This is a genomic window from Enterobacter chuandaensis, from assembly GCF_039718975.1.
GTDB classification, from domain to species: Bacteria; Pseudomonadota; Gammaproteobacteria; order Enterobacterales; family Enterobacteriaceae; genus Enterobacter; species Enterobacter chuandaensis.
The window spans coordinates 2,078,567-2,101,907 of sequence record NZ_CP097173.1; the positions used below are offsets into that span (position 1 = coordinate 2,078,567).

Sequence of the window (23,341 nt, forward strand, 5' to 3'; positions counted from 1 at the left end):
CTTTTCAGGGCATGGAAGCCCTGTCAGTTCTCCACGTATGGTAATCGCCGTCGTGAACCCGAAGCGGATTGTTCAGCCGCTTTCGCCATCGCCTCTGCAATCTCAGCACATTCCGCCAGCCCCTGAACGAAGGGACGATCGTGCATCAGCCACGGTATCGCACCGAATGCAATGCGCCCGCGAACGGTTTCAGGCGCTTTTAGCGTGTAATCCTCGCCAACGTCGGGTATCTCGTCGCCCGTTTCCAACAGCTGTTTACGCAGCGTAGGGAAAGGCAAATCCTTTGTTTTGAGCGGCTTTTGTCCGCGCGCATCAATAAATACGTCGAAACGGTAAACGGTCTCTTTGGTGGTAATGACCGTCCGATCGCTGCCGGCATCAAGCGTGTAATCATCACCGAGCGCCGCTACGCTAATGATGCCCGCCTCGCGAAGCGCAAGCAGCCTGCGAATAGACTGTGGCGGGATGGCCGCATAGTTGTCGATAAACACGCGGGCGAGGCCCTGCTTAAAGCGCTCCCTGTCCTCTTCGTTGAGGTGGGGCACAATCTCCTGAACCACCTCATGCAGTCGGAGGACGGCATAGCGCCAGGCCACGGTGCGCCGTTCGCGTTTGTTGCGTTCAACCTCGATAAGGTTCTCTTCCGCCCAGGTAAACGGACCGTGCAGTTTACGATCCTCAAACCAGGCATCGCGGAGGCTGTCGGCATTATGGTTGCGCAGCGCAATTTTCTCGCACCACGCCGGGTCGGCGAGCTCAAGCTCTTTCACCATCAGGGAAAATATGCGGTCGAGCAGGCCATCGACCCCTTTGGCGATCTCGGTTTCAACCGTGAATTCGGTCAATACCGACAGCGGCTCGTAAGGAATAGGGCAGTAAAAATCGGCCTCAGGCAGAATGCCCGTCCGGGACATCAGCGTAATGTTTAACCCTTCGCTGCCCTTGTCGAGGATGAATTTACCGTCACGAAACTCACCGTGCTGCATCACCACCGCCATAGCCGCGTCCAGCCCGCTCAGCGATGTCCCCATGATACCAACGCGGCATGGCGGAATGCTGGCGTCCATCAACCCCGACCACGGGCTGGGGAAGAATGTGCGCGTGGCTTCCTCCTCCTCCGGCCAGACGTGACCGGTAGCGATAACCGCCAGGTCGAATTGGTCGGGCAAGGTGGTGTCGTTGACGGAAAGCGTAACACCGGTTGTCGCGGGGATGACGTCAGTGACTTTTGCAGACTCACGGACATCAACCCTGAACCCCAGCTTTTTTGCCTCTTTTACGACGGAAAGAAAGCTGTCGCGGAAATACTCTCCCAACAGGAGCCTCGGCAGGAACTGCCGGTCATGCAGGCGGGCTTTATCAACCTTAAAGCGCGCCAGATGAGCGTCACTCTGTTGCCTGAGCCAGTCGAGGTAGGTCATAAAAATGGGCGGGATTTCAATGCTCGCGATATTCGCCAGCATCAGGCGAGAATTATCGTCGTCGTTATAGGGCATGCCCACGCCAGCTTCAGCGGCTTGTTCAAAGATGGAAACAGAGAGCGGTGTGCTGTTTTTAAGGAGATGATAAAAGGTGTAAATCCCTGTGGGGCCGGAGCCAATAATCGCGATTCTCTTCATCGACGGTCTTCCTGTTTTTTTCCATAAGAAAAGCGTAGCAGGAGAATAATGATGAAAATAAGGGATTAGGAAAATTCAGGATATCAGAAGAGGATTTGCACCATTTCAGGACTGAAATGGTGCGTCCGAGTGGACTCGAACCACCGACCCCCACCATGTCAAGGTGGTGCTCTAACCAACTGAGCTACGGACGCAGAATGGTGCGTTCAATTGGACTCGAACCAACGACCCCCACCATGTCAAGGTGGTGCTCTAACCAACTGAGCTATGAACGCAACGTGTTGTCGGTGACAACGGGGACGAATATTAGCGGCACAGCATCAAGGAGGCAAGAGGGAAAACGCATTTTTCTCTCTGATTTCACGCGATTGCTTCATTACCGCGCAAAGTGAGGAGAAAGTAGCCGCCAGACGGCGGCTACTGCGTATTTAACGTGCGGCGCGCTGCAAAATCACCGCTGATGGCTGGCGCTGCAGGAAGCGCATGCGCAGCATCATCATGATCGCCGCCGACGTCAGGCCGATGATAAAGCCCATCCAGAACCCTGCCGGACCCATGCGGTCAACCACCAGATCGGTCAGCGCCAGAACGTAGCCTGCTGGCAGACCCAGCACCCAGTAGGCGATAAAGGTGATAAAGAAGATAGAGCGTGTGTCTTTATATCCGCGCAGCACGCCGCTGCCAATCACCTGAATGGAGTCGGAGATCTGATAAATGGCAGCCAGCAGCATCAGGTGCGAGGCCAGCATCACCACTTCAGGATTGTCGTTGTAGAGCAGGGCGATCTGCTCACGCAGCGCCACGGTGAAGAGCGCCGTACAGATGGCCATGCAGACACCCACGCCCAGCCCGGTCCGCGCGGCTGTTTGCGCATCCAGCGTTGAACCCTGTCCCAGGCGGAAGCCAACGCGAATCGTCACCGCCGCCGCGAGCGACATCGGCAGGACGAACATCAGGGAGCTGAAGTTAAGCGCAATCTGGTGCCCGGCCACGTTAACAATCCCCAGCGGGGAGACCAGCAGGGCGACCACGGCAAAGAGCGTCACTTCAAAGAACAGGGCCAGCGCAATCGGCAAGCCTAGCTGCACCAGGCGCGTCATGATGTTCCAGTCCGGTGTGCTGAATCTGTTCTCGTTGCGAATATCGCGCATTGAACGGGCGCGTTTTACAAAGGTGATCATCGAGAAGAACATCACCCAGTAAACGGCCGCCGTCGCCACGCCGCAGCCGACGCCGCCCAGCTCCGGCATCCCAAAATGACCATAAATAAAGATGTAGTTCACCGGAATATTGACCAGCAGGCCGATAAAGCCCATCACCATGCCGGGCTTGGTTTTCGCCAGACCCTCACACTGGTTACGCGCCACCTGGAAAAAGAGATAGCCGGGCGCACCCCAGAGCAGGGCGCGCAGGTAGCCGACGGCTTTGTCCGCCAGCGCCGGATCAATATTGTGCATGGCGCGGATGATATGACCTGCGTTCCAGAGCACGACCATGATCAGCACGGAGACAAACCCGGCCAGCCAGAAGCCCTGACGGACCTGATGGGCAATGCGTTCGCGTCGCCCGGAGCCATTGAGCTGAGCGATAACCGGCGTGAGTGCGAGCAGCAGACCATGGCCGAACAGGATGGCTGGAAGCCAGATTGACGTGCCGATGGCAACGGCCGCCATATCGGTGGCGCTGTAGCCACCCGCCATTACCGTATCCACAAATCCCATTGCGGTCTGGGCCACTTGCGCGACGATCACTGGTATTGCCAGTGCCAATAGCTGGCGCGCTTCATTCATGTACTTCTGCACGTGAACACCTTTATTTTGTAGTTATTTGAGAGACTAAAAAAGCCGCCGTAACTGGCAGCAAGAAGAAAATGCAGGGGGGTGCCAGCTATTGTAGCGGGCTTTAGCTATTTATCTAGTGAAAAAATCGCCAGAAAATGCGCTCCGCTGGCAACCTGTTTTTCCAACTGATATTGTGGTGGGATTAAACGGTGTCATCACCGTCCGGAAAAAACAGGAGTTGTAAGCATGTTTACTGGTATTGTGCAGGGCACCGCCAAAGTGGTGTCCATTGATGAAAAACCTAATTTCCGTACTCACGTGGTTGAGCTGCCGGAATATATGCTCGATGGCATCGAAACCGGCGCCTCAATTGCCCATAACGGCTGCTGCCTGACGGTAACCGAAATTAATGGCAACCAGATTAGCTTTGATTTAATGAAAGAGACCCTGCGCATCACTAACCTGGGCGAGCTGGTGGTCGGGGATACCGTCAACGTTGAGCGCGCGGCGAAGTTCAGCGACGAGATTGGCGGCCATCTGATGTCCGGGCACATTATGACCACCGCCGAAGTGGCGAAAATCGTCACCTCGGAAAATAACCGCCAAATCTGGTTTAAAGTGCAGGATCCGGCATTAATGAAATACATCCTCTACAAAGGATTTATTGGCATTGACGGGATTAGCCTGACGGTGGGAGAAGTGACCCCGACGCGTTTTTGCGTGCATTTAATTCCCGAAACGCTGCAGCGCACCACGCTGGGGACGAAAAAACTGGGACATCGCGTGAATATCGAAATCGATCCGCAAACCCAGGCGGTCGTTGATACCGTTGAGCGCGTGCTGGCGGCCAAAGAGGCGGCAATAATTAAAGCCACAGAAGAAGAATAAAAAAATAACCCCGGTTAGCCGGGGTTATTTTTTAGCGGGCGACACGTAATCCGTGTTCAATCCCACGGCTAAAAACAACCTGCCAGAGCTGAATATCGCGCGCGCGAAACGCCCCCGCGCAGGCATTCAGATAATAGCTAAACATCCGCTTGAATCGTTCAGAATAGTTGTCGGCAATGTCAGGCCAGGCTTCCTGAAAACGTGCATGCCACGCCATTAACGTTGTGTCGTAATCCGCGCCGAAGTTATGCCAGTCTTCCATCACGAAATGGGGTTCGCTGGCGTTGGCAATCTGGCGTACGGACGGTAAACAGCCATTCGGAAAGATGTATTTGTTGATCCACGGGTCAACGTTATTGTCGGTCCGCTTAGAGCCGATGGTGTGCAGCAGGAAGATGCCGTCTGGTTTCAGATTACGGTCCACCACCTCGAAATAGGTGTCGTAGTTTTTCGGCCCGACGTGCTCGAACATGCCGACGGAAACGATGCGGTCAAACTGTTCGTTCAGGTCACGGTAATCCTGCAGGCGGATATCCACATCCAGCCCCCGGCAGCGCTCCTGCGCCATTTTTTGTTGCTCGGCGGAGATCGTGACGCCGACCACGCTGACGCCGTAGTGCTTCGACATAAAATACGCCAGCCCGCCCCAGCCGCAGCCGATATCCAGCACGCGCATACCGGGCTGCAGCTGCAGTTTCTCGCTGATCAGGCGCAGTTTGGCCTGCTGAGCCTCTTCAAGCGTCGACGCCTCTTTCCAGTAAGCGCAGGAGTATTGCATGAAAGGGTCCAGCATGCGACTGAACAGATCGTTGCCAAGATCGTAATGCTCTTTGCCGACGATCCAGGCACGTTTTTTACTTTGCAGGTTAAATAGTCGGGCAGAGGCGACACGCAGGGTGTCTTTGAGATTTCGAGGGAGTTGTTTTTCCAGACCGGCACGCAGCACGCTGGCGAAAAAGATATCCAGCCGCTCGCACTCCCACCAGCCGTCCATATAGCTTTCTCCCAGGCCTAACGACCCCTCGCGCAATACGCGTTTAAAAAAGTCGGGATGTTTAACCTGAGGATCGGATGGGGATGATCCGTTGATAGTGATGCCTGCTCGACCTAACAGTTCACTGACGATCCGGGACCAGTTATCGTCCGGAACGCTGACTTCTTCTATACACGATGAACTCATAGCTTCTCCATCACCCTACTGTGATCAGAACCTTAAAACAGCGTAGACGCTTTTTTTGGTTTGTGAGAAATCTCACGGTAAACACCGCGAGGCTAGTATCCGACGTAGAACAGAGGAAGGGAGATAACCCTTGCCGAAATGCCTTCCATGGTAAAACGGGAGCACTCCGGCTCCCGTTAACACTTAATATTTATCGTATTTAATCGAACCAAATTTAGTATAGGCCTCAAAATTTGGTGATTCAATAGAAAATTCTTAGCAACCTAATCACTGAAAATTAACATAGTTTCTGGCGCGATTAGGCATGCGAGGTTTTCACCTGCGTGCTCTCATCCTGTACGCGCTGTGCGGAGGCCTGCATGCGATAACCCAACGCCGCCAGCGCGACGGTAACCAGCATCACGCTGGTTGTTGTCAGCAGCGGCGTGGCAATCAGCGCGGAGACCACCAGGCTTGCCAGGAAGCACAGTCCCAGTTGAAGGGTGTTCTGCAGCGCAGCCGCGCGGCCTGTCGCCTGCGGGAACGGACGCAGCGCCTGCGCCACAACGATAGGGTAGATCGCCCCGTTCGCGATGGCCATCACGCAGAATGGAATCAATATTTCGGCCAGACCTGCGCCCGGAATAAATCCAACGGCCCAGGTGCCGATGACGCTCAGCGCATAGAGCACCAGCAGCCACGGCAGCATCTGCTGACCTTCCCATTTTTGCAGTGCCGCGCGACAGCCGTAACCGCCTACCAGGAACGCGATGGTCTGCGGAACGTAGCTCAGGCCAATGGCCGCCGGGCTGTAGCCCATATCGTGCAGAATAAAGGGCGAACCTGTGAGCCACGCGAAGAAGCTCGCCGAGCAGGCGGCATAGATCAGAACGTTGCCGCGATACGCCTTAGCGCTCAGCAGGGAGGTAAAGGTAATCGGCTTCGCGTCAGCATGCGCCTCTTTTTTATGCGCTGGCTTGAGGGCGAACGCAGGCAGCATCAGCACCAGCGTGATGGCAAACAGCGTGGCAAAGATAGCCTGCCAGTCAAAGTGCGCGAGGATCCAGCTGCCCAGCAGCGGGGCGAGGGCAGGAGAGAGACCCACCAGCGGCATAATGGTGGCGAAAATACGGTTTGTGCGGTTCGCCGGGTAGTAGTCGGTGACCAGCGCCTGCCAGGTCACGGCAGCGGCACAGACGCCGACCGCCTGAACAAACCGCAGCACCAGCAGCCAGGTGGCATCGCGTACCCATAACATTCCCAGACAGCCAACGGCAAAAATAGCCAGCCCCAGCAGCAATACCGGTTTACGACCAAAGCGATCCGAGAGCGGTCCCCAGAGCAGCTGTGCGAAAGCAAAACCGGCGAGGAACAAACTCAAGCTGGCGCTGATGGCGGCAGCAGGGGTTTGCAAATCTTCCTGCATGGCGGCGAAGGCTGGCAGGTACATATCGGTGGCCAAAAAGCCCAGCACGCTTAAGCCGCCGAGCCAGACTAAAAAACCTTTCCTGGGTTGCACTGTTTTATTCTCCTGAGGAGGCAGGTATACATTGGCGCTGAGTGTAGGGAGTGCAAAGCCGCTTGTGAAACGCTAATATTTGGCGGGTGAATTCAAATTTTTTGCAGGCAGAAAATGTGGTCAGATTATTCTCTTGAAGTGGTCGATGCTGTCGCGCGTAACGGCAGCTTTAGCGCTGCGGCGCAGGAGTTGCACCGCGTCCCTTCGGCTATCAGCTATACGGTACGTCAGCTTGAAGAATGGCTGGCGGTTCCGCTGTTTGAACGGCGGCATCGTGATGTGGAATTAACGCCCGCAGGCGCGTGGTTTTTAAAGGAAGGGCGTTCTGTTATCAAAAAAATGCAGATCACCCGCGAGCAGTGTCAGCAGATCGCGAACGGCTGGCGGGGACACCTTTCCATTGCGGTGGATAACATCGTTAAGCCCGAGCGCACCCGGCAGATGATTGTCGATTTTTATCGGCATTTTTCTGACGTCGAGCTGCGGGTCTCGCAGGAGGTGTTCAACGGCGTCTGGGATGCGCTGGCGGACGGCAGGGTAGAGATGGCGATTGGCGCGACCCAGGCGATCCCCGTCGGGGGACGTTACGCCTTTCGCGATATGGGGATGCTGAGCTGGAAATGCGTGGTGGCGAGCGATCATCCCCTGGCGGCGACGGAAGGGCCGCTGAGCGACGATACGCTGCGCAGCTGGCCGTCGCTGGTGCTGGAGGATACCTCCCGTTCACTGCCGAAGCGAATTACCTGGCTGCTGGACAACCAGCGGCGGGTTGTCGCCCCTGACTGGGGATCGTCGGCGACGTGCCTCAGTGCCGGACTCTGCGTAGGCATGGTGCCCGCCCATTTTGCGCGTCCGCGAATCGACACCGGAGAGTGGGTAGAGCTAACGCTGGAGAACCCGTTCCCGGATGCGGCCTGCTGTCTCACCTGGCAACAAAATGATGTCTCGCCCGCCATGGCCTGGCTGCTGGATTATCTGGGTGACAGCGAAACGCTTAACCGGGAGTGGCTGCGGGAGCCAGACTGACTGGCTCCGCAATGAGATTAACGACGATAGTCGCGGAACGGGCCATCCGCAACGGAACGGCGTTCGATGAGGCGAGGGTGAACTTCAATGGACTGCGACTCTTCACGCTTGTTGACGATCCTGTCCAGCAGCATATTGAAGGCCGTTTCACCCAGCGAATCTTTCGGCTGGTGAATGGTGGTCAGCGCTGGCGTGAAGAAGCGCGCGTTGCGCACGTTGTCATAGCCGATCACGGAGATGTCCTGCGGGACGCGCAGGCCAAGCTCGTCGGCGGCGCAGAGTGCACCCATGGCCATGATGTCGCCCCCGCAGAAAACGGCGGTCGGGCGGTGCTGCTGGGAGACGATCTGCTGCATCGCGCGGTAGCCTGATTCCGGCTCGAAGTCACCCTGCACGATCCAGTTTTCCGGCACGGTAATCAGCGCTTCTTCCATCGCTTTCATAAAGCCGGCCAGGCGGCCCGCGCCGGTGTTGCGTTCCAGCGGACCCGGGATCACGCCAATCTCGCGGTGGCCGCGTTCGATCAGATAACGGCCCGCCATGTAACCGCCTTCGAAGGCGTTATCGATGACGGAGTCGGTGAAGTCGGCGCGCGCTTCGCCCCAGTCCATCACCACCATAGGGATATGGCGATACTCTTCCAGCATCAACAGCACGGATTCCGGGTACTCGGAGCACATTACCAGCAGGCCATCCACGCGCTTTTGCGCCATCATCGATAGATAGGCACGCTGTTTTTCAATGCTGTTCCACGCGTTGCCCAGAATCAGGGTATAGCCTTTCTGGAAGCAGTTTTTCTCTACCGCTTCAATGATCTCGGCAAAATAGGCCGCTTCGCTGCTGGTCGCCAGCAGACCAATAGACTTGGTGTGATTAACCTTGAGGCTACGCGCAACCGCACTCGGTGAGTAGTGCAGTTCTTTGATCGCTGCCCAGACGGCGTTGCGCGTCTCTTCCGCCACAAAGCGGGTTTTGTTAATTACATGTGATACGGTTGTAGTGGAAACGTTTGCGCGTTTTGCTACGTCTTTAATTGTTGCCATTAAATGTCACTCCAGACCATATCCTAAACTCCTGAAAAACTTGAAGGTAAACGTTTGCCTTCTCTCACCCTTATCGCGCAATTTTGGATTGCGGTACGCCAGGAAAACGACACGGGACGTCAGGAGGGGGTCAATGGCCGGTACGCTAATAAATTTAGCGTGGAATTTTGGCCTATCTTGATGAAAAGGGGAAGAGCTAAAGTGTTTATCAGCTTAAATCCAGGAAGATTTTTGAGCTAAACTATGCAAAAATGAGCAAGCTCACTTTTCGTGGGGGGATTAAAAGGAAAAAAATTGATGAGTTCCGATCTGAAGTTTTCGCTGTTCACCACCGTTATTGTGCTGGCTCTGATTGTCGCGGCTGGCCTGACGGCTGCGCTGCACTGATTTACGCGGGGGGAGAGCCTTCTCCCTCCCGATCGCCTGATTGTTACTTCTCTGGCAAAAATCTTTTGCCATTTTGTTAACTTCTCATTTTTTGTGATTGATGTCATGCTTTCCGCTTCTTTGTTCTGTGTCACCACATGACACGGCATCCGGAGTTGACGCATGAAAATCAATTTTCCCCTGCTGGCCCTGGCGATTGGCGCTTTTGGGATTGGCACCACTGAATTCTCCCCGATGGGGTTACTGCCTGTTATCGCCCGGGGCGTGGACGTCTCGATCCCGGCCGCCGGGATGTTAATCAGCGCCTACGCCATCGGCGTGATGGTGGGCGCGCCGCTGATGACGCTTCTGCTTTCGCACCGCGCGCGCCGCAATGCGCTGATTTTCCTGATGGCGATTTTTACCCTGGGCAACGTGCTTTCGGCCATTTCGCCGGACTACACCACCCTGATGCTGTCGCGCATTCTGACCAGCCTTAACCACGGCGCGTTCTTCGGGCTGGGGTCGGTCGTGGCCGCAAGCGTGGTGCCAAAACACAAGCAGGCAAGCGCCGTGGCGACCATGTTTATGGGGCTGACGATTGCCAACATCGGCGGCGTACCGGCGGCCACCTGGCTGGGCGAAGCGATTGGCTGGCGGATGTCCTTCCTGGCGACAGCCGGGCTGGGCGTGGTTGCGATGGTGGCGTTGTTCTTCTCTCTGCCGAAAGGCAGCGCCGGCGAACGTCCGGAAGTGCGTAAAGAGCTGGCGGTCCTGATGCGTCCGCAGGTGCTCTCCGCGCTGCTCACCACGGTGCTGGGGGCAGGGGCGATGTTTACCCTCTACACCTATATTTCACCGGTGCTGCACGATATCACCCACGCAACGCCTCTCTTCGTTACCGCGATGCTGGTGCTGATTGGCGTCGGCTTCTCGATTGGCAACTATCTCGGCGGGAAATTTGCCGACCGTTCCGTGAGCGGGACGCTGAAAGGCTTTTTAACCCTGCTGATTGTCATCATGATTGCGATTCCGTGGCTGGCGCGTAATGAATTCGGCGCGGCGATTGCGATGGTCGTCTGGGGCGCAGCTACCTTCGCCGTGGTTCCACCGCTGCAGATGCGTGTGATGCGCGTCGCCCATGAGGCGCCTGGGCTCTCGTCTTCCGTGAATATCGGGGCGTTCAATCTCGGCAATGCGTTGGGCGCTGCCGCCGGGGGAGCCGTGATTTCAGGTGGTCTGGGATACAGTTTTGTGCCGGTGATGGGGGCGATTATTGCCGCGCTCGGCCTGCTGCTGGTGATGATGTCCGGTCGTAAACAGCCAGAAGCGGTTTGCACGGCTGAATAAGCAAAAACGCAGAAGGGCGAACCCTTCTGCGTGTCTCTTACGCGGCGAAATTCTTCGCCACAAACTCCCAGTTTACCAGTGCCCAGAAGTGCTCCAGGTAGTTCGGGCGCGCGTTGCGGTAATCAATGTAGTAAGCGTGTTCCCATACGTCCACGGTCATCAGCGGCGTAGCGCTGGTGGTCAGCGGGGTGCCTGCGTTAGAGGTGGATACGATAGCCAGTTTGCCATCTGCCTCTTTGACCAGCCACGTCCAGCCAGAACCGAAGTTCTTGACGGCTGCATCGGTAAACTTCGCTTTAAACTCCGCAAAGCTGCCAAATGCAGCGTTGATGGCGGTTGCCAGTTCACCGGCAGGTTCGCCACCGGCGTTTGGTGCCAGGCAGTGCCAGTAGAAGGTGTGGTTCCACACCTGAGCGGCGTTGTTAAAGACACCACCCTCTGAACTGCGGACGATCTCTTCCAGCGTTTTGCCTTCGAAACCGGTGCCCTTGATCAGGTTGTTCAGGTTGGTGACGTACGTCTGATGATGCTTCCCGTAGTGATATTCCAGGGTTTCCGCAGAAATGTGCGGTGCCAGGGCGTCTTTTGCATACGGTAGTGCAGGTAATTCGAACGACATTGCTTCTCTCCTTATTGTATTTTGTGTTGCCAATAACCCTACAGACAACAAGGACAGGATAGCAAATTGAAAGGGTATGCAAAAGAGGAACTTACCCTGCCGCAGGTGCGGCAGGGCAGGGATCAACGAATGGTTTTTGGCGTCATGACGCGACGCGCGCCAACGTAGTGACGTACCCAGTAGTCTTCACTGAGAGAGGTGATCTGAATGTCCTGACCGCTGCGTGGAGACTGAATGAATTTCCCGTTGCCGACATAGACGCCGACGTGGTCAGCCGTGCCGCGACCCTGGGTGCGGAAGAAGACCAGATCGCCATTTTCCAGCTCACCCCGGTTAACCGGTGACGCATCGCGCAGGTGGTACATCTCATTGGCGGTGCGTGGAATGCGGAACTTAACCAGATCTTTATAGGCGTAATAGACAAGGCCGCTGCAGTCGAAACCGGTACGCGGTGAACTGCCGCCCCAGCGATAAGGTTTGCCAATTTGTCCCATCAGCTTGTTCATCGCCGTTTTTTGCGCTTTCTGCACGCGAACTTTATGCACGTCTGCCAGTTTCGTCACTTTCGTGCATTTTGCTTTATGGCCTTTACGCGCGATGCATTTTTCAGTAACGAGGTTAGCGGCGGTCTGCGAAGCTTTATTTTTTGCGGTGCGGGCTGTGCGGGAAGGTTTGGTTTTCGTTTTGCTGGAAGCGGTTTGTTTCGTCTGAGCGGTGGTTTTTTTCTTGTCGTTCTTGCTGCTGGTCTTTTTCTTACGCTCTGTGGCTTTCACCAGATGGCTTTTTTGCACAGCAGAATGCCGCGCCTGCTGAGAGGCGTTTGCCGCTGGCGTGAAAGAGAGTGATGTAAACAGTAAAGCACAGAGCGTGATCGAGATTTTATTTATCCGCGCCACTGGGCAGTCCCCTGATAATTGCAGGCCATCAATAATGCCCGCGTATGATTTACAAAGCCCGTCGATTCTAATCCATAAAAACCCGAGAAGTTAATAGCATTTTTCAATCTAAAAACGTGTTTCGTTAGCAAGTGCAAAAAAATTCATCGTTCTGTCGCACAATTGTTCACTCCCTAAGCAAAACCCTGACGGGCGACGGGGTAAACGTCATTTGCAATGCAACTTTTGTGGAGTCGGGGTAAAATATATAAACGTGACGAAAATGTTATTTTCCGATGCCAGCCTGACCCGCTACAATGTCAGACTACTGCCGTAACAGAAGTTAAAGGAAGCAAGACATGAGCACCACTATTGAAAAAATCCAGCGCCAGATCGCTGAAAACCCAATTCTGCTGTATATGAAAGGTTCTCCGAAGCTGCCAAGCTGCGGCTTCTCCGCGCAAGCGGTTCAGGCGCTGTCAGCCTGTGGTGAGCGTTTTGCTTACGTTGATATCCTGCAGAACCCGGACATCCGCGCTGAGCTGCCAAAGTACGCTAACTGGCCGACTTTTCCACAGCTGTGGGTAGACGGCGAGCTGGTGGGCGGCTGCGATATCCTGATTGAGATGTATCAGCGCGGCGAACTGCAGCAGCTGATTAAAGAAACGGCTGCGAAGTACAAAACGGAAGAGCCGGACGCAGAGTAATTATCTGCGTTAATAAAAAAGCGACCTGAAGAGGTCGCTTTTTTTTATTCTTCACTTTCGCCCATCGGCAGCGGCCAGCCGCCCAGACGCTTCCAGCGGTTGACGATCTCACAGAACAGCTCCGCGGTGCGCTCCGTGTCATACAGTGCAGAGTGCGCCTGGGTACCGTCAAACGGTATACCCGCCGTAATGCAGGCTTTGGATAAAACCGTTTGTCCCAGCGCCAGGCCGCTTAGCGCGGCGGTGTCAAAGGTCACGAACGGGTGGAAAGGGTTGCGCTTAAGCGCGGCACGCTCGGCGGCGGCCATGGTAAAGCTGTGATCGAACGTGGCGTTATGGGCCACCATGATGGCGCGGCTGCAGTTGCTCTCTTTCATGCCTTTACGCACCATTTTAAAAATGGCGTGCAGCGCATCATACTCACTGACTGCACCACGCAGCGGGTTATGCGGATCGATACCGTTAAACGCCAGCGCTTCCGGCTGTAAGTTTGCCCCTTCGAAAGGTTCAACGTGGAAATGCAGCGTGGTGTCCGGTGTAAGCCAGCCCTGTTCATCCATCTTCAGCGTGATGGCGGCAATTTCGAGCAGCGCATCGGTTTTAGCGTTAAATCCGGCTGTTTCTACATCAATGACAACGGGATAAAAACCACGAAAACGGTCGCACAGACCGCTAAATTGAGCGTTATCGGACATCAGGGTCTCTTACAAGGGGAAAAAGCAGTGCGCATTATGGCAAATTTTGCAGGGTGATGCAGTAAAACTACGGGCGCATATTGCGCCCTGCGGGATCAGTTGCCCAGACCGCGACCGGCGTCTTTGGCTTCAATCAGCTCGATTTTATATCCGTCCGGATCTTCAACAAACGCAATTACGGTGGTGCCGCCTTTTACCGGGCCCGCTTCGCGCGTGACGTTACCGCCGTTGCTGCGAATGCGTTCACACGCTTCGGCAGCGTTGTCCACTTCCAGCGCGATATGGCCGTAAGCCGTGCCCAGCTCATAGCTGTCCACGCCCCAGTTGTAGGTCAGCTCGATAACCGCTTCGTCCGCTTCCGGGCCGTAACCCACGAACGCCAGCGAGTATTTGTATTCCGGGTTTTCGCTGGTGCGCAGCAGCTTCATGCCCAGGACGTTAGTGTAGAAATCGATAGAACGTTGCAGGTCGCCAACGCGCAGCATGGTGTGAAGTAGGCGCATAATTTCCTCATTAACCAATGGAGTAGAGTATCTTTTTGAACAGAAACGATGTTTTAGTATAGCGGCGAAGTGTCGCCGCTATCAATGAACAATGGCGAGATTACAGAGAAGGATAGTCGGTGTAGCCTTCCGCGCCGCCGCCGTAGAAGCTCTCAGGACGCTGCGGGTTCAGAGCCGCTTTCTGCTGCAGACGCGCAACCAGATCCGGGTTGGCGATATAGTCGCGGCCAAACGCCACGGCGTCGATCAGTCCTTTATTAATCAGATCTTCGGCTTTCTCAGGGGTGTAAGCTCCCGCACCGATGATTACGCCGTGGAAACGTTCGCGCACTTTCTGACGGAAAGCTTCGGTGTACGGCTTACCGCCAGCCCAGTCCGGCTCGGACATGTGCAGATAGGCGATGCCGCGTTTCGCCAGCTCTTCAATCAGATAGAGTGCGTCCGCTTCTTCATTCGGGCCGTTGTCGACATTCTGGAAAGAGCCGATTGGGGAGACGCGAATACCAATACGGTCCGGGCTCCACTCCTGACATACGGCGTCAACCACTTCCAGCACCAGGCGGGCGCGGTTTTCGACGCTGCCGCCGTACTGGTCGGTACGATGGTTAGAGGACGGTGACAGGAACTGGTGCAGTAGGTAACCGTGCGCGGAGTGCAGCTCAACCAGGTCGAAACCGGCTTCACGGGCGTTAGCAACGGCCTGGCGGAAGTCGTTTACGATACCCGGGATCTCGTCCAGCTCCAGCGCGCGTGGCGTGCTGGTATCGACGCGGATCGCATTGCCGTATTCATCGCGCAGGGAGGTGCGGGTGTTCGCGTTCAGGGCAGACGCTGAAACCGGCGCCTGACCGCCAGGCTGGATGCTGCTGTGAGAAATACGACCGGTATGCCACAGCTGGACCGCAATGCGACCCTCTTCCGCGTGAACGCCCGCGGTGATTTTCTGCCATGCGGCGATCTGCTCCGGGCTATGGAGACCCGGCGCACCCGCATATCCCTTGGCCTGAGCAGAGATCTGCGTGGCTTCGGTGATAATCAGGCCAGAACTTGCGCGCTGACGATAGTATTCACCCATCAGTGGGGTTGGGATGTCACCCGGCTCAATACTGCGCAGACGGGTAAGCGGAGCCATAAAAACGCGGTTTGGCGCGGTGACGGCACCCACTTTTAAAGGGGTAAATAATTTTTCAGCTGACATAAAGACTCCTGAGTAGACCAGTCGACTAGTAGTTGGGTAAATAAAAACGCCTGTTAAATGCCAGGCGCAGTAATGTTATTTTTCACATGTGCCAGGGCACTTTCCAGCGGCACGGCACTGCGCGAAATTTTGGCCTGCAGGTTGGCGCCTAACCAGAGAGAGTACAGCACCTGAGCCTGCGTTAAGGGATCGCCGGGGAAGACGAGCGTATTTTCTTCGCGCCCCTTCGCCAGCGCCTGCGCCAGCAGGGCAATAACGCCGCTGGCGCCTTTATCCATTGCCGTACGCATATCTTCTGAGAGATCGCACACTTCGGCAGAGAGTTTAACCGTCAGGCATCCGCTGATAATGCCCTGCTGACAGAACTGGTTCAGCGTTTCCTGATAGTAGTTCAGAACACGATCCCGATAGTTACCTTCACCTGTAGCGAAGTGGGCCGCCAGGCGCTGGTGGTAGGCAGCATAGTGCCGCTCCAGCATCGCCACGCCAAAGGCCTCTTTGGACCGGAAGTAGTGATAGAACGATCCCTTCGGTACCTCAGCGGTTTTTAATAGCTCGCTCAACCCCATACCGGTGAAACCACGGTGCATGCACAGCAGTTCGCCGGTCGCCAGGAGGTGTTCGCGGGTATCGTGTTCAGTATTTCTGCTCATGGATTCACTCTAATAGACCGTTCGGTCTAATGCAAGCGCGTTTACCGACGACACGCGCTCAGAATGTCCAGCTGTTGCTGATAAACCGTTGATTTCACGTCCATCATGCCCAGCACCGTCGAGAATAAATTGTCCTGCGAAACCGCATTTTTTGCTGCATTGTCGCGTAAACACTGCTCGTTGATGCCAAAGTTTTTCGCATAATCCGGTGACAGCCAGAACATAAACGGAATGTGCGTCTGCTGCTCTGGCGCCAGCATATACGGCGTGCCGTGGAGATAAATACCGCTTTCGCCCAGCGATTCCCCGTGATCCGAGAGATAAATCAGCGCGGTGTTCATGTTCGCCTGTCGGGCCTTCAGCGCATCAATAGTTTTGCTGACCATGCTGTCGGTATACAGGATGGTGTTGTCATAGGTATTCATCAGCGCCTGATGATCGCAATCCTGAATCTCATTGGTGTCACAGGTGGGGGTGAACTTACGGAAATTATCCGGGTAACGGCGGTAGTACGCCGGGCCGTGGCTGCCCATCAGGTGGATAACCAGCACCGTATCCTGCTTCAGACCGTCCAGCACGTTGTCCAGGCGGTAGAAGTTCACGTCATCAATACAGGATTTGTCTTTACAGAACTGATCCAGCTTCCACTGCGTCATGTCGGTATGGGGAATACGATCGCAGGCACCTTTACAGCCGCCATCGTTGTCGCGCCACAGCAGGTTGACGCCTGCATGCTTGAGCACGTCGAGCAGCCCTTCCTGATGGTGCGCCAGGTCGGCATCGTATTTACTGCGCGTCATGCCGGAGAACATGCAGGGCACGGATACGGCGGTTTCAGTACCGCACGAGGAGGCCTGCGGGAAGTTAATCACATCCTGCTTTTTCAGTTCCGGGTTGGTTTCACGTTCGTAGCCATTCAGGGAGTAGTTCGCTGCGCGCGACGCTTCGCCGATGACCAGCACCAGAACGGTTTTCTTCTGCTGACCCGTAATCAGCGCGCCTTTGTGCGCATCTTCGCCAATCCGCACCAGCGTTTGATCGCCGGCAAACCAGCGCATCTTGCTGTATTTCACCACGGCGCTGACGTAGTTCGCCGGGGTGACCATTTTGACGATGCTTTTGTTATTGCGAAACAGCGAGGCGTAATCTTTATAAAACACGGCGGCGATAAGGATAATCACCAGCAGGGCACCGAGCATCGCGGCAACGCGCGTCAGCAGGGCATACCACCATTTTTCGGTACGAATGCGGGTCAGCGCCAGCACCAGGGATGGAACAAGACCGGCTATGACAATCCACAGAATCATCTGCGGGGTCACCAGCGCGGTGGCTTCCTGGGAGTTCGTTTCGAACACGTTCACAATCATGTTCTGATCGATGACTGCGCCGTAGGTAAACATAAAATACGTTGCCGCAGCGCACCCGACGGTTAAGACGATCAGTAGCGGCTTACGGATATACGGGATATTAAGTAGGCTAAACACAATGACCCAGCCGCAAAACAGCACCACCGGCACGGAGGCAGCGAAGAGAATATCGTGCAGATGCGCAGGGGCGATAATGGCCCAGCTGCGCTGGATAAACAGCCCGTTAAGCAGAGTAAAGAAGAGTGCACAGCCCAGAGTAAATTTAATGTCGTTACATTGTAACTTTTTACTTAACCACATCAATCGTAAAACCTGTCATTGTAATGATGTGGCGAGTATAGAGAGGGAAGATTAGTGAAACCTTAATGCCACAAAACTATGGTAAAGCCCTTGCACGCGGCGAGTTTAGCGTCTTCACTGTAGAGAAAGTGGTTAACCGGAGGTGAGTGTGGCAGAGCAGCTGGAGTTTTTCCCCATCCAGAGCCCGTGCCGGGGGATTTGTCAGGTGGATGAACGCGGATATTGCCGTGGGTGTATGCGCACGCGGGATGAACGTTTTAACTGGCAAAACTTCAGTGACACGCAAAAGCAGGAGGTGCTCCGGCTCTGTCGGCAGCGTCTTTTGCGCAAAATCCGCGCAAACAAAGCCTCTGAGACCGAAGAACCCCAGCAGCCTTCACTGTTTTAACACGGTAATTGCGTATACTCATGACATCACGTCCTTGAGGAAAATGTTATGGTTCAGCGAATTACCCTTGCCCCCCAGGGGCCAGAATTCTCCCGTTTTGTCATGGGCTACTGGCGCCTGATGGACTGGAATATGTCCCCCCTCCAGCTGGCAAGCTTTATTGAAGAGCATATCGATTTAGGCATTACCACCGTCGATCATGCGGATATTTACGGTGGCTATCAGTGTGAAGCCGCGTTCGGCGAGGCGCTTAAGCTGGTTCCGGCGCTCCGCGATCGCATGGAGATTGTCACCAAATGCGGCATTGCCACCACGGCAAAACCTGAACATGCCCTCGGTCATTACATCACCGACAGCGCGCATATCATCAGCAGCGCTGAGCAGTCGCTGGTCAATCTGGCAACCGATCGTATTGACCTGCTGTTAATTCACCGTCCGGATCCGCTGATGGATGCCGATGAGGTGGCGGAGGCGTTTCTGAGCCTGCATCAGAGCGGGAAAGTGCGTCACTTCGGCGTTTCCAACTTTACCCCTGCACAGTTTGCGCTGCTCCAGTCTCGTCTGCCGTTTACTCTGGCCACGAACCAGGTTGAGATCTCCCCGGTACACCAGCCGCTGCTGCTGGACGGTACTCTCGATCAGCTGCAACAGCTGCGCATTCGCCCGATGGCCTGGTCGTGCCTGGGAGGCGGACGTCTGTTCAATGATGATGCGTTCCAGCCGCTGCGCAACGAGCTTGAAACAATCGCCCGCGAGCTGAACGCCGAGAGCATCGAGCAGGTGGTTTACGCCTGGATCCTGCGCCTGCCGTCAAAACCGCTGCCAATTATCGGTTCTGGTAAAATTGAACGCGTGCGTTCTGCCCTGGCAGCGGAAGAGCTGCAGATGACCCGCCAGCAGTGGTTCCGCATTCGCAAGGCCGCACTGGGTTACGACGTGCCTTAAACCGCAAGAGGGTGACTTTCCGGTGAAATCTGTGCCCCTGGTATACACTTAAGGGGCAAAAAATAACCAGCGGAGGTCATATGAAGCGTTTTGCTCTGGCATTGGTCACGCTGGTTGTTTGCGCAGGGGCGCAGGCAGCCAGCGACGAAGTAGAAATGAATCTCGTCACCTCACAGGGTGTGGGTCAGTCCATCGGAACGGTGAAAATTACTGAAACCGACAAAGGGCTGGAATTCGCACCCGATCTCAAAGCACTCCCGCCTGGCGAACATGGTTTCCACGTCCATGCCAAAGGAAGCTGTCAGCCAGCCATGAAAGAGGGTAAACCGTCGGCAGCGGAAGCAGCCGGGGGGCATCTCGATCCGCAGAACTCAGGCAAACACGAAGGGCCAGACGGTATGGGACACCTCGGCGATCTCCCGGTGCTGGTGGTGAACAATGACGGTAAAGCCACGGATCCGGTCGTGGCCCCGCGGCTGAAAAAGCTGGACGAGGTCAAAGGGAAGGCTCTGATGATTCATGTGGGCGGCGATAACATGTCCGATCAGCCTAAACCGCTTGGCGGTGGCGGGGCACGTTATGCCTGCGGGGTGATCTGATCCCCAATCGTTCCCGGCGGAGGTGCCTGTTCCAGCTGCGAGAGCGAGCAGTGCAGGCGCCAGATTATCGAGGCTAAATCACGGGCAGCGGGCAGATGATGGCGCGCAAGGGTATCGCAGATCCGCTGTAGTTCAGCCAGCGTAGCCTCCAGAGGCCGCTGCTGAACGCCGCGCTCGCTCATTACATCGCGCAGCAGGGAGAGGCAAACGTCACGTACCTGCGACAGCGGATCGGAGCGCGTTTCCCACGCGCGAAGCTGCCAGACCACGTGCGAGCAGTTCAACAGCACCACGCCCCAGCGCAGCAGCCAGCGGCGGGAGAGCGCGTCCTGGCTGTTATTTAGCTGGCTGACATGATGATAAACCAGCGACTCGTACTCGCTTTCACGCAGATGCGGTTTGCGGCTGAGCTGGTCGACAAAGCCCCGGCGTAATTCCCGGATATGCCGACGGCTCTTGCGTGCGTCTGAGCCGGGGCGCAACACCGCAAAAGCCAGCCACGCCAGCCCGACGCCAAGGATCTTCGCCAGATTGTCATTCAGAAAATCGGCGTAGTCATACACCGGCGGATTCGTCACGGAGATAAACGAGCCCATAAAGACAATCAGCTGTCCCCAGAGCCCAGCAAGCTTCGGCATTTGCAGCTTGAGTAGCTGCATGGTGGTTAACAGCGGAAAAAGAAACAGCAGGAACTGCCACAGATCGCTTATCTGCACCATCAGACCAAACTTCACCACAAAACTAAACAGTGACAGCAAAACAAGCGTGCGTAGCAGCAGCGTAAGCGAGTTAAACGGCGAGGCTGCGACGGAGTAAAGCACGCAGCTGATGGCGGCAAGCGTCAGGGCGGCCGTACCGGATTCCCACTGCGTGGTGATGCTCCACGCCCCCACCAGCATCAGTGCGCAGAAGGTGCGAAAACCGCTCCACAGCGCTTCCAGATAATCGGTGTGACGTGCGAGAGCGGGGCTGCCGGGAACGTTAAACTCCGTGACCGGGGTGGCATTCTCAACCGCGTTAATCCAGCGGCTGCTACGCAGATATAACCGGCAAAAATAATTCAGCCGCTGCCAGAAGGCGCGATGGCGATAATCATATTCATCCACGGGAGCGAGCGGGGCGATGATCCTCGCGACGGTGTAGATGTCAGCATCCGGGCGCGCGAGCGCCGCGAGCAGGGTCTCGATCACGGCACGGGTATTTTCGGGGGGCGTCGGCCAGTTGAGCAGCATCCGACGCAGGCTGGAAATGGCGCTGGTCATGCGCAGCTGCTGGTGCAGCAAATAGTTAAGCAGGGTGTTCTGACGGCGAAAACGGTAATGGCTCCAGAACGCCTGAATACGCAACAGATTCATGGTCAGGATCTGTCCGATAACCTTTTCATGGGCGAGGCGAATATTATCACTGGTATCGGGTTGCCACAGCAGGCTGGCATGTTCCAGCAGGCGGGTATGCATGGTTTTCAGTGCGGTAATAAGCGCAGTGCCGTCGGACGTGCTGGGCAGGATCATCATCATGAAGCCGCCGCTGAGGATCCCGACAATCACTTCACAGACGCGGGCCTGAGCGATGTCCCACAGCTCGGTGGTGTCGAGCACGTTCACTACCGGGAAGGCAATAATGGCGGCGGTATAGCCCGCCAGCTGGAAAGCATAGGCGACGTTATTGGTAAAATGGGCACAGGCCCAGGTACAGCATCCCAGCCATGCCGCCATGCTCAGCAGGAACAGCCACGGATCGTTCAGGGTATGACCCGCGATAATCAACGCCGCGGTGGCACCCAGCAGGCTACCTGCAATACGGCCCAGGCTTTTGCTGATCACCCCGCCAACGGTGGGGAAACTCACGACAGCCGCAGAGGTCATCGCCCAGTAGGGTTCATCCAGGTTCAGGTAGTAGGCAACGCTTAGCGCAAGACACATGGCTATGCCATTACGCAGCGCGTAGCGCCACTGGGGACGCGTGGCCTTCATCCACGGCGTATTTTGCCAGGAGAGCGCCGACAGCTTCATTAATGGTTTCCGATGGAGACGGTGCAGGTGGTGCCCGATACCAGCGTAATGTCCTTGGGTAGGCGGTCAAACTCCACGCGTACCGGAACGCGCTGAGCAAGACGTACCCACGGCACGTTCGGCTTAATGTCCGGCACCAGGCCGGAATCCGTTTCGACACTTTGATCGTAAATGGCGCGGCCAATGCTGGATACGTGACCCTGTAACTTTTGCGAGCCGCTGTAAAGCGTAATCGCGGCGGGCGATCCCTCGCGAATATGCCGAAGTTTTGTCTCTTCGAAATAGCCCACCACGTAGAAGGAGTGGCTGTCGACGAGAGCAAAAACCGGCTGACCGGTAGTGGCGTAGTTACCCACGCGGGCGGAAAGGTTCGTCACCCACCCATCGACAGGCGCAGTAATCACGGTTTGTGTGAGCTCCCACTGCGCCTGCTTCAGTGTCGCCTCCGCTACGTTGACGCTCGCCTGCATCGCCTTAACGTTGATATTAGCGGTGTCTAAATCCTCCGCTGAGATGTAGTTTTGCGACAGGTGGCGGCGGCGGTTTGCTTCGTTATTGGCCTTTGCTAAATCAGACTGGGCTTTTGCCAGCTGAGCCTGGGCATTCAGAATCGCAATATGATACGGGGTGTCGTCGATACGGAATAAAACCTCTCCCTTTTTCACGTACTGGTTATCTTTAACCAGTAATGTCGTGATACTGCCCGATACCTGCGGGGTGATGCTGACCTGCTCAGCGCGAACTTTGCCATCACGCGTCCAGGGGGACTGCATATAAAAATTCCACAACCACCAGCCCGCAACCAGCGCGAGGGCAAGCACAAAGAGAGTGGAAAAGTACTTCAGCGTTTTCAGGGACATATTCACCACGCAGTCAAAACAGCAAGGCCCAGGCATACGCAGAGGGCAAACAGGGAGAGATCCATCAACATGGGATGCCAGATTTCGCCGGAGTACATCCAGTCGCGAAGCAAACGATGCGCAATGAGCCAGAGAACAAAGCCCACCAGCACGGCTTTAAACAGGGGAGGAAAGTAGACTGACGCACCGAAAATCAGGTCCTGAAGGGGTAAACCTTCTGAGCGATGAAAAAAGATCACAGGCAGAAATCCTTTGCAGTGAACAGATTGCCGCGACGGCTTGTCTGAGTATGAGGAAGCATCACAATTCAGTGTAAGTCATACTTTTGAGTTCGATGAATGCAGTATTGCATTTGTTTTGCCAATACAAATGCTGCACACTATTCTAAAATCAGTATAATAACTTAGCAAGCTAATTATAAGGAGATGAAATTGGAATCGCCACTAGGTTCTGATCTGGCAAGGTTGGTACGCGTCTGGCGTGCTCTGATTGACCATCGCCTGAAACCTCTGGAGTTGACACAGACGCATTGGGTCACGCTGCACAACATTCATCAGCTGCCGCCTGACCAGTCACAAATTCAACTGGCAAAAGCGATAGGTATTGAACAGCCTTCGCTGGTGCGTACGCTTGACCAGCTCGAGGAAAAGGGGCTGATCTCCCGGCAGACCTGCGCCAGCGATCGTCGCGCCAAGCGCATTAAGCTCACTGAGAAAGCGGCGCCTATCATCACTGAAATGGAAGCGGTGATCACCAAAACGCGCGGTGAAATCCTGTCAGGCGTTTCACCGGCGGAGCTTGAAATGCTCATCAGCCTCATTGCGCGCCTTGAGCAAAACATTCACGAGCTACAGTCTCGCGACTGACCA

The 23,341-nt window shown here is 55.5% G+C and carries 24 protein-coding genes and 2 tRNA genes; 9 read left to right on the forward strand and 17 right to left on the reverse strand.

What is annotated here, in order from left to right:
- Nucleotides 1–23: 23 nt before the first annotated feature.
- The 4 genes from MX657_RS10160 to mdtK all read right to left on the reverse strand — a co-directional run bounded on the left by MX657_RS10160 (nucleotide 24) and on the right by mdtK (nucleotide 3,421).
- On the reverse strand, nucleotides 24–1,619 hold the full coding sequence (locus MX657_RS10160; RefSeq protein ID WP_346808338.1) for an FAD-NAD(P)-binding protein: 1,596 nt from the start codon (nucleotides 1,617–1,619) through the stop codon (nucleotides 24–26).
- A 117-nt stretch (nucleotides 1,620–1,736) separates the two neighbouring features.
- Nucleotides 1,737–1,813: transfer RNA gene (locus MX657_RS10165), tRNA-Val, on the reverse strand.
- A gap of 4 nt (nucleotides 1,814–1,817) precedes the next feature.
- A tRNA-Val gene (locus tag MX657_RS10170) sits at nucleotides 1,818–1,894 on the reverse strand.
- A gap of 153 nt (nucleotides 1,895–2,047) precedes the next feature.
- Complete coding sequence (mdtK, locus tag MX657_RS10175) at nucleotides 2,048–3,421, reverse strand: MdtK family multidrug efflux MATE transporter (RefSeq protein WP_265194042.1); 1,374 nt, start codon at nucleotides 3,419–3,421, stop codon at nucleotides 2,048–2,050.
- Nucleotides 3,422–3,646: 225 nt separating this feature from the next.
- On the opposite strand from mdtK, the gene MX657_RS10180 reads away from it, so the two are divergent.
- Nucleotides 3,647–4,288, forward strand: coding sequence for a riboflavin synthase subunit alpha (locus MX657_RS10180; RefSeq protein WP_217479705.1), 642 nt, complete (start codon nucleotides 3,647–3,649; stop codon nucleotides 4,286–4,288).
- A gap of 31 nt (nucleotides 4,289–4,319) precedes the next feature.
- Here the strand turns inward: MX657_RS10180 and cfa are convergent, their stop codons facing one another.
- Entirely contained in the window at nucleotides 4,320–5,468 is a 1,149-nt protein-coding gene (gene cfa, locus MX657_RS10185) for a cyclopropane fatty acyl phospholipid synthase (RefSeq protein WP_346808340.1), read from the reverse strand.
- Nucleotides 5,469–5,766: 298 nt separating this feature from the next.
- The gene (punC, locus tag MX657_RS10190) at nucleotides 5,767–6,966 is read right to left on the reverse strand and encodes a purine nucleoside transporter PunC (RefSeq protein ID WP_080327332.1); all 1,200 of its coding nucleotides are present in this window, start codon (nucleotides 6,964–6,966) and stop codon (nucleotides 5,767–5,769) included.
- 114 nt (nucleotides 6,967–7,080) lie between these two features.
- Between punC and punR the strand changes: the two genes are divergently transcribed.
- Complete coding sequence (gene punR / locus MX657_RS10195; RefSeq protein WP_217479702.1) at nucleotides 7,081–7,992, forward strand: DNA-binding transcriptional activator PunR; 912 nt, start codon at nucleotides 7,081–7,083, stop codon at nucleotides 7,990–7,992.
- Nucleotides 7,993–8,009: 17 nt separating this feature from the next.
- On the opposite strand, the gene purR is transcribed toward punR, so the two are convergent.
- Entirely contained in the window at nucleotides 8,010–9,035 is a 1,026-nt protein-coding gene (gene purR / locus MX657_RS10200; RefSeq protein WP_346808343.1) for an HTH-type transcriptional repressor PurR, read from the reverse strand.
- 297 nt (nucleotides 9,036–9,332) lie between these two features.
- On the opposite strand from purR, the gene MX657_RS10205 reads away from it, so the two are divergent.
- A complete protein-coding gene (locus tag MX657_RS10205) occupies nucleotides 9,333–9,422 on the forward strand; it encodes a YnhF family membrane protein (protein WP_020688313.1) in 90 nt (29 codons plus the stop codon).
- Nucleotides 9,423–9,584: 162 nt separating this feature from the next.
- On the forward strand, nucleotides 9,585–10,751 hold the full coding sequence (locus MX657_RS10210; protein WP_217479701.1) for an MFS transporter: 1,167 nt from the start codon (nucleotides 9,585–9,587) through the stop codon (nucleotides 10,749–10,751).
- 37 nt (nucleotides 10,752–10,788) lie between these two features.
- Here the strand turns inward: MX657_RS10210 and sodB are convergent, their stop codons facing one another.
- Nucleotides 10,789–11,370: a superoxide dismutase [Fe] gene (gene sodB, locus MX657_RS10215; protein ID WP_333016028.1), complete on the reverse strand. Its 582-nt coding sequence runs from the start codon at nucleotides 11,368–11,370 to the stop codon at nucleotides 10,789–10,791.
- Nucleotides 11,371–11,492: 122 nt separating this feature from the next.
- Complete coding sequence (locus MX657_RS10220) at nucleotides 11,493–12,266, reverse strand: C40 family peptidase (protein WP_080327328.1); 774 nt, start codon at nucleotides 12,264–12,266, stop codon at nucleotides 11,493–11,495.
- A 338-nt stretch (nucleotides 12,267–12,604) separates the two neighbouring features.
- Between MX657_RS10220 and grxD the strand changes: the two genes are divergently transcribed.
- A complete protein-coding gene (gene grxD, locus MX657_RS10225; protein WP_003832760.1) occupies nucleotides 12,605–12,952 on the forward strand; it encodes a monothiol glutaredoxin 4 in 348 nt (115 codons plus the stop codon).
- 44 nt (nucleotides 12,953–12,996) lie between these two features.
- Here grxD and rnt read toward each other — a convergent pair whose 3' ends face one another.
- From rnt to eptA, 5 genes are all read right to left on the reverse strand, one after another.
- Nucleotides 12,997–13,647, reverse strand: coding sequence for a ribonuclease T (gene rnt, locus MX657_RS10230; RefSeq protein ID WP_080327327.1), 651 nt, complete (start codon nucleotides 13,645–13,647; stop codon nucleotides 12,997–12,999).
- Nucleotides 13,648–13,742: 95 nt separating this feature from the next.
- Nucleotides 13,743–14,150 carry a lactoylglutathione lyase gene (gene gloA, locus MX657_RS10235; RefSeq protein WP_119914736.1) on the reverse strand — a complete coding sequence of 136 codons (408 nt, stop codon included), beginning with the start codon at nucleotides 14,148–14,150 and terminating at the stop codon, nucleotides 13,743–13,745.
- 100 nt (nucleotides 14,151–14,250) lie between these two features.
- Nucleotides 14,251–15,348, reverse strand: coding sequence for an alkene reductase (locus MX657_RS10240; RefSeq protein ID WP_346808349.1), 1,098 nt, complete (start codon nucleotides 15,346–15,348; stop codon nucleotides 14,251–14,253).
- A 53-nt stretch (nucleotides 15,349–15,401) separates the two neighbouring features.
- A complete protein-coding gene (locus tag MX657_RS10245) occupies nucleotides 15,402–16,001 on the reverse strand; it encodes a TetR/AcrR family transcriptional regulator (protein WP_346808350.1) in 600 nt (199 codons plus the stop codon).
- A 41-nt stretch (nucleotides 16,002–16,042) separates the two neighbouring features.
- The gene (gene eptA / locus MX657_RS10250) at nucleotides 16,043–17,668 is read right to left on the reverse strand and encodes a phosphoethanolamine transferase EptA (RefSeq protein WP_346808352.1); all 1,626 of its coding nucleotides are present in this window, start codon (nucleotides 17,666–17,668) and stop codon (nucleotides 16,043–16,045) included.
- A gap of 148 nt (nucleotides 17,669–17,816) precedes the next feature.
- On the opposite strand from eptA, the gene MX657_RS10255 reads away from it, so the two are divergent.
- The 3 genes from MX657_RS10255 to sodC all read left to right on the forward strand — a co-directional run bounded on the left by MX657_RS10255 (nucleotide 17,817) and on the right by sodC (nucleotide 19,600).
- Nucleotides 17,817–18,056 (forward strand): DUF1289 domain-containing protein, encoded by a 240-nt coding sequence (locus MX657_RS10255; RefSeq protein WP_048222771.1) that lies wholly within the window; start codon nucleotides 17,817–17,819, stop codon nucleotides 18,054–18,056.
- Nucleotides 18,057–18,104: 48 nt separating this feature from the next.
- Nucleotides 18,105–19,001, forward strand: coding sequence for an aldo/keto reductase (locus MX657_RS10260; RefSeq protein ID WP_080327322.1), 897 nt, complete (start codon nucleotides 18,105–18,107; stop codon nucleotides 18,999–19,001).
- A gap of 80 nt (nucleotides 19,002–19,081) precedes the next feature.
- The gene (sodC, locus tag MX657_RS10265) at nucleotides 19,082–19,600 is read left to right on the forward strand and encodes a superoxide dismutase [Cu-Zn] SodC (RefSeq protein ID WP_119914732.1); all 519 of its coding nucleotides are present in this window, start codon (nucleotides 19,082–19,084) and stop codon (nucleotides 19,598–19,600) included.
- On the opposite strand, the gene MX657_RS10270 is transcribed toward sodC, so the two are convergent.
- Genes MX657_RS10270 through MX657_RS10280 form a run of 3 tightly spaced genes read right to left on the reverse strand, consistent with a single transcriptional unit; the run spans nucleotide 19,579 to nucleotide 22,711 of the window.
- Nucleotides 19,579–21,612, reverse strand: coding sequence for an FUSC family protein (locus MX657_RS10270; protein ID WP_080327320.1), 2,034 nt, complete (start codon nucleotides 21,610–21,612; stop codon nucleotides 19,579–19,581). The two genes, sodC and MX657_RS10270, sit on opposite strands and share 22 nt — an antisense overlap.
- The gene (locus MX657_RS10275; RefSeq protein ID WP_218728950.1) at nucleotides 21,612–22,472 is read right to left on the reverse strand and encodes an efflux RND transporter periplasmic adaptor subunit; all 861 of its coding nucleotides are present in this window, start codon (nucleotides 22,470–22,472) and stop codon (nucleotides 21,612–21,614) included. Before MX657_RS10275 ends, MX657_RS10270 begins: the two co-directional genes overlap by 1 nt.
- Before the next feature lie 2 nt (nucleotides 22,473–22,474).
- Nucleotides 22,475–22,711 carry a DUF1656 domain-containing protein gene (locus tag MX657_RS10280; protein ID WP_080327317.1) on the reverse strand — a complete coding sequence of 79 codons (237 nt, stop codon included), beginning with the start codon at nucleotides 22,709–22,711 and terminating at the stop codon, nucleotides 22,475–22,477.
- Nucleotides 22,712–22,897: 186 nt separating this feature from the next.
- Here MX657_RS10280 and slyA point away from each other — a divergent pair, with 186 nt between their 5' ends.
- A complete protein-coding gene (slyA, locus tag MX657_RS10285) occupies nucleotides 22,898–23,338 on the forward strand; it encodes a transcriptional regulator SlyA (RefSeq protein WP_021241135.1) in 441 nt (146 codons plus the stop codon).
- The last annotated feature ends 3 nt before the right edge of the window (nucleotides 23,339–23,341 follow it).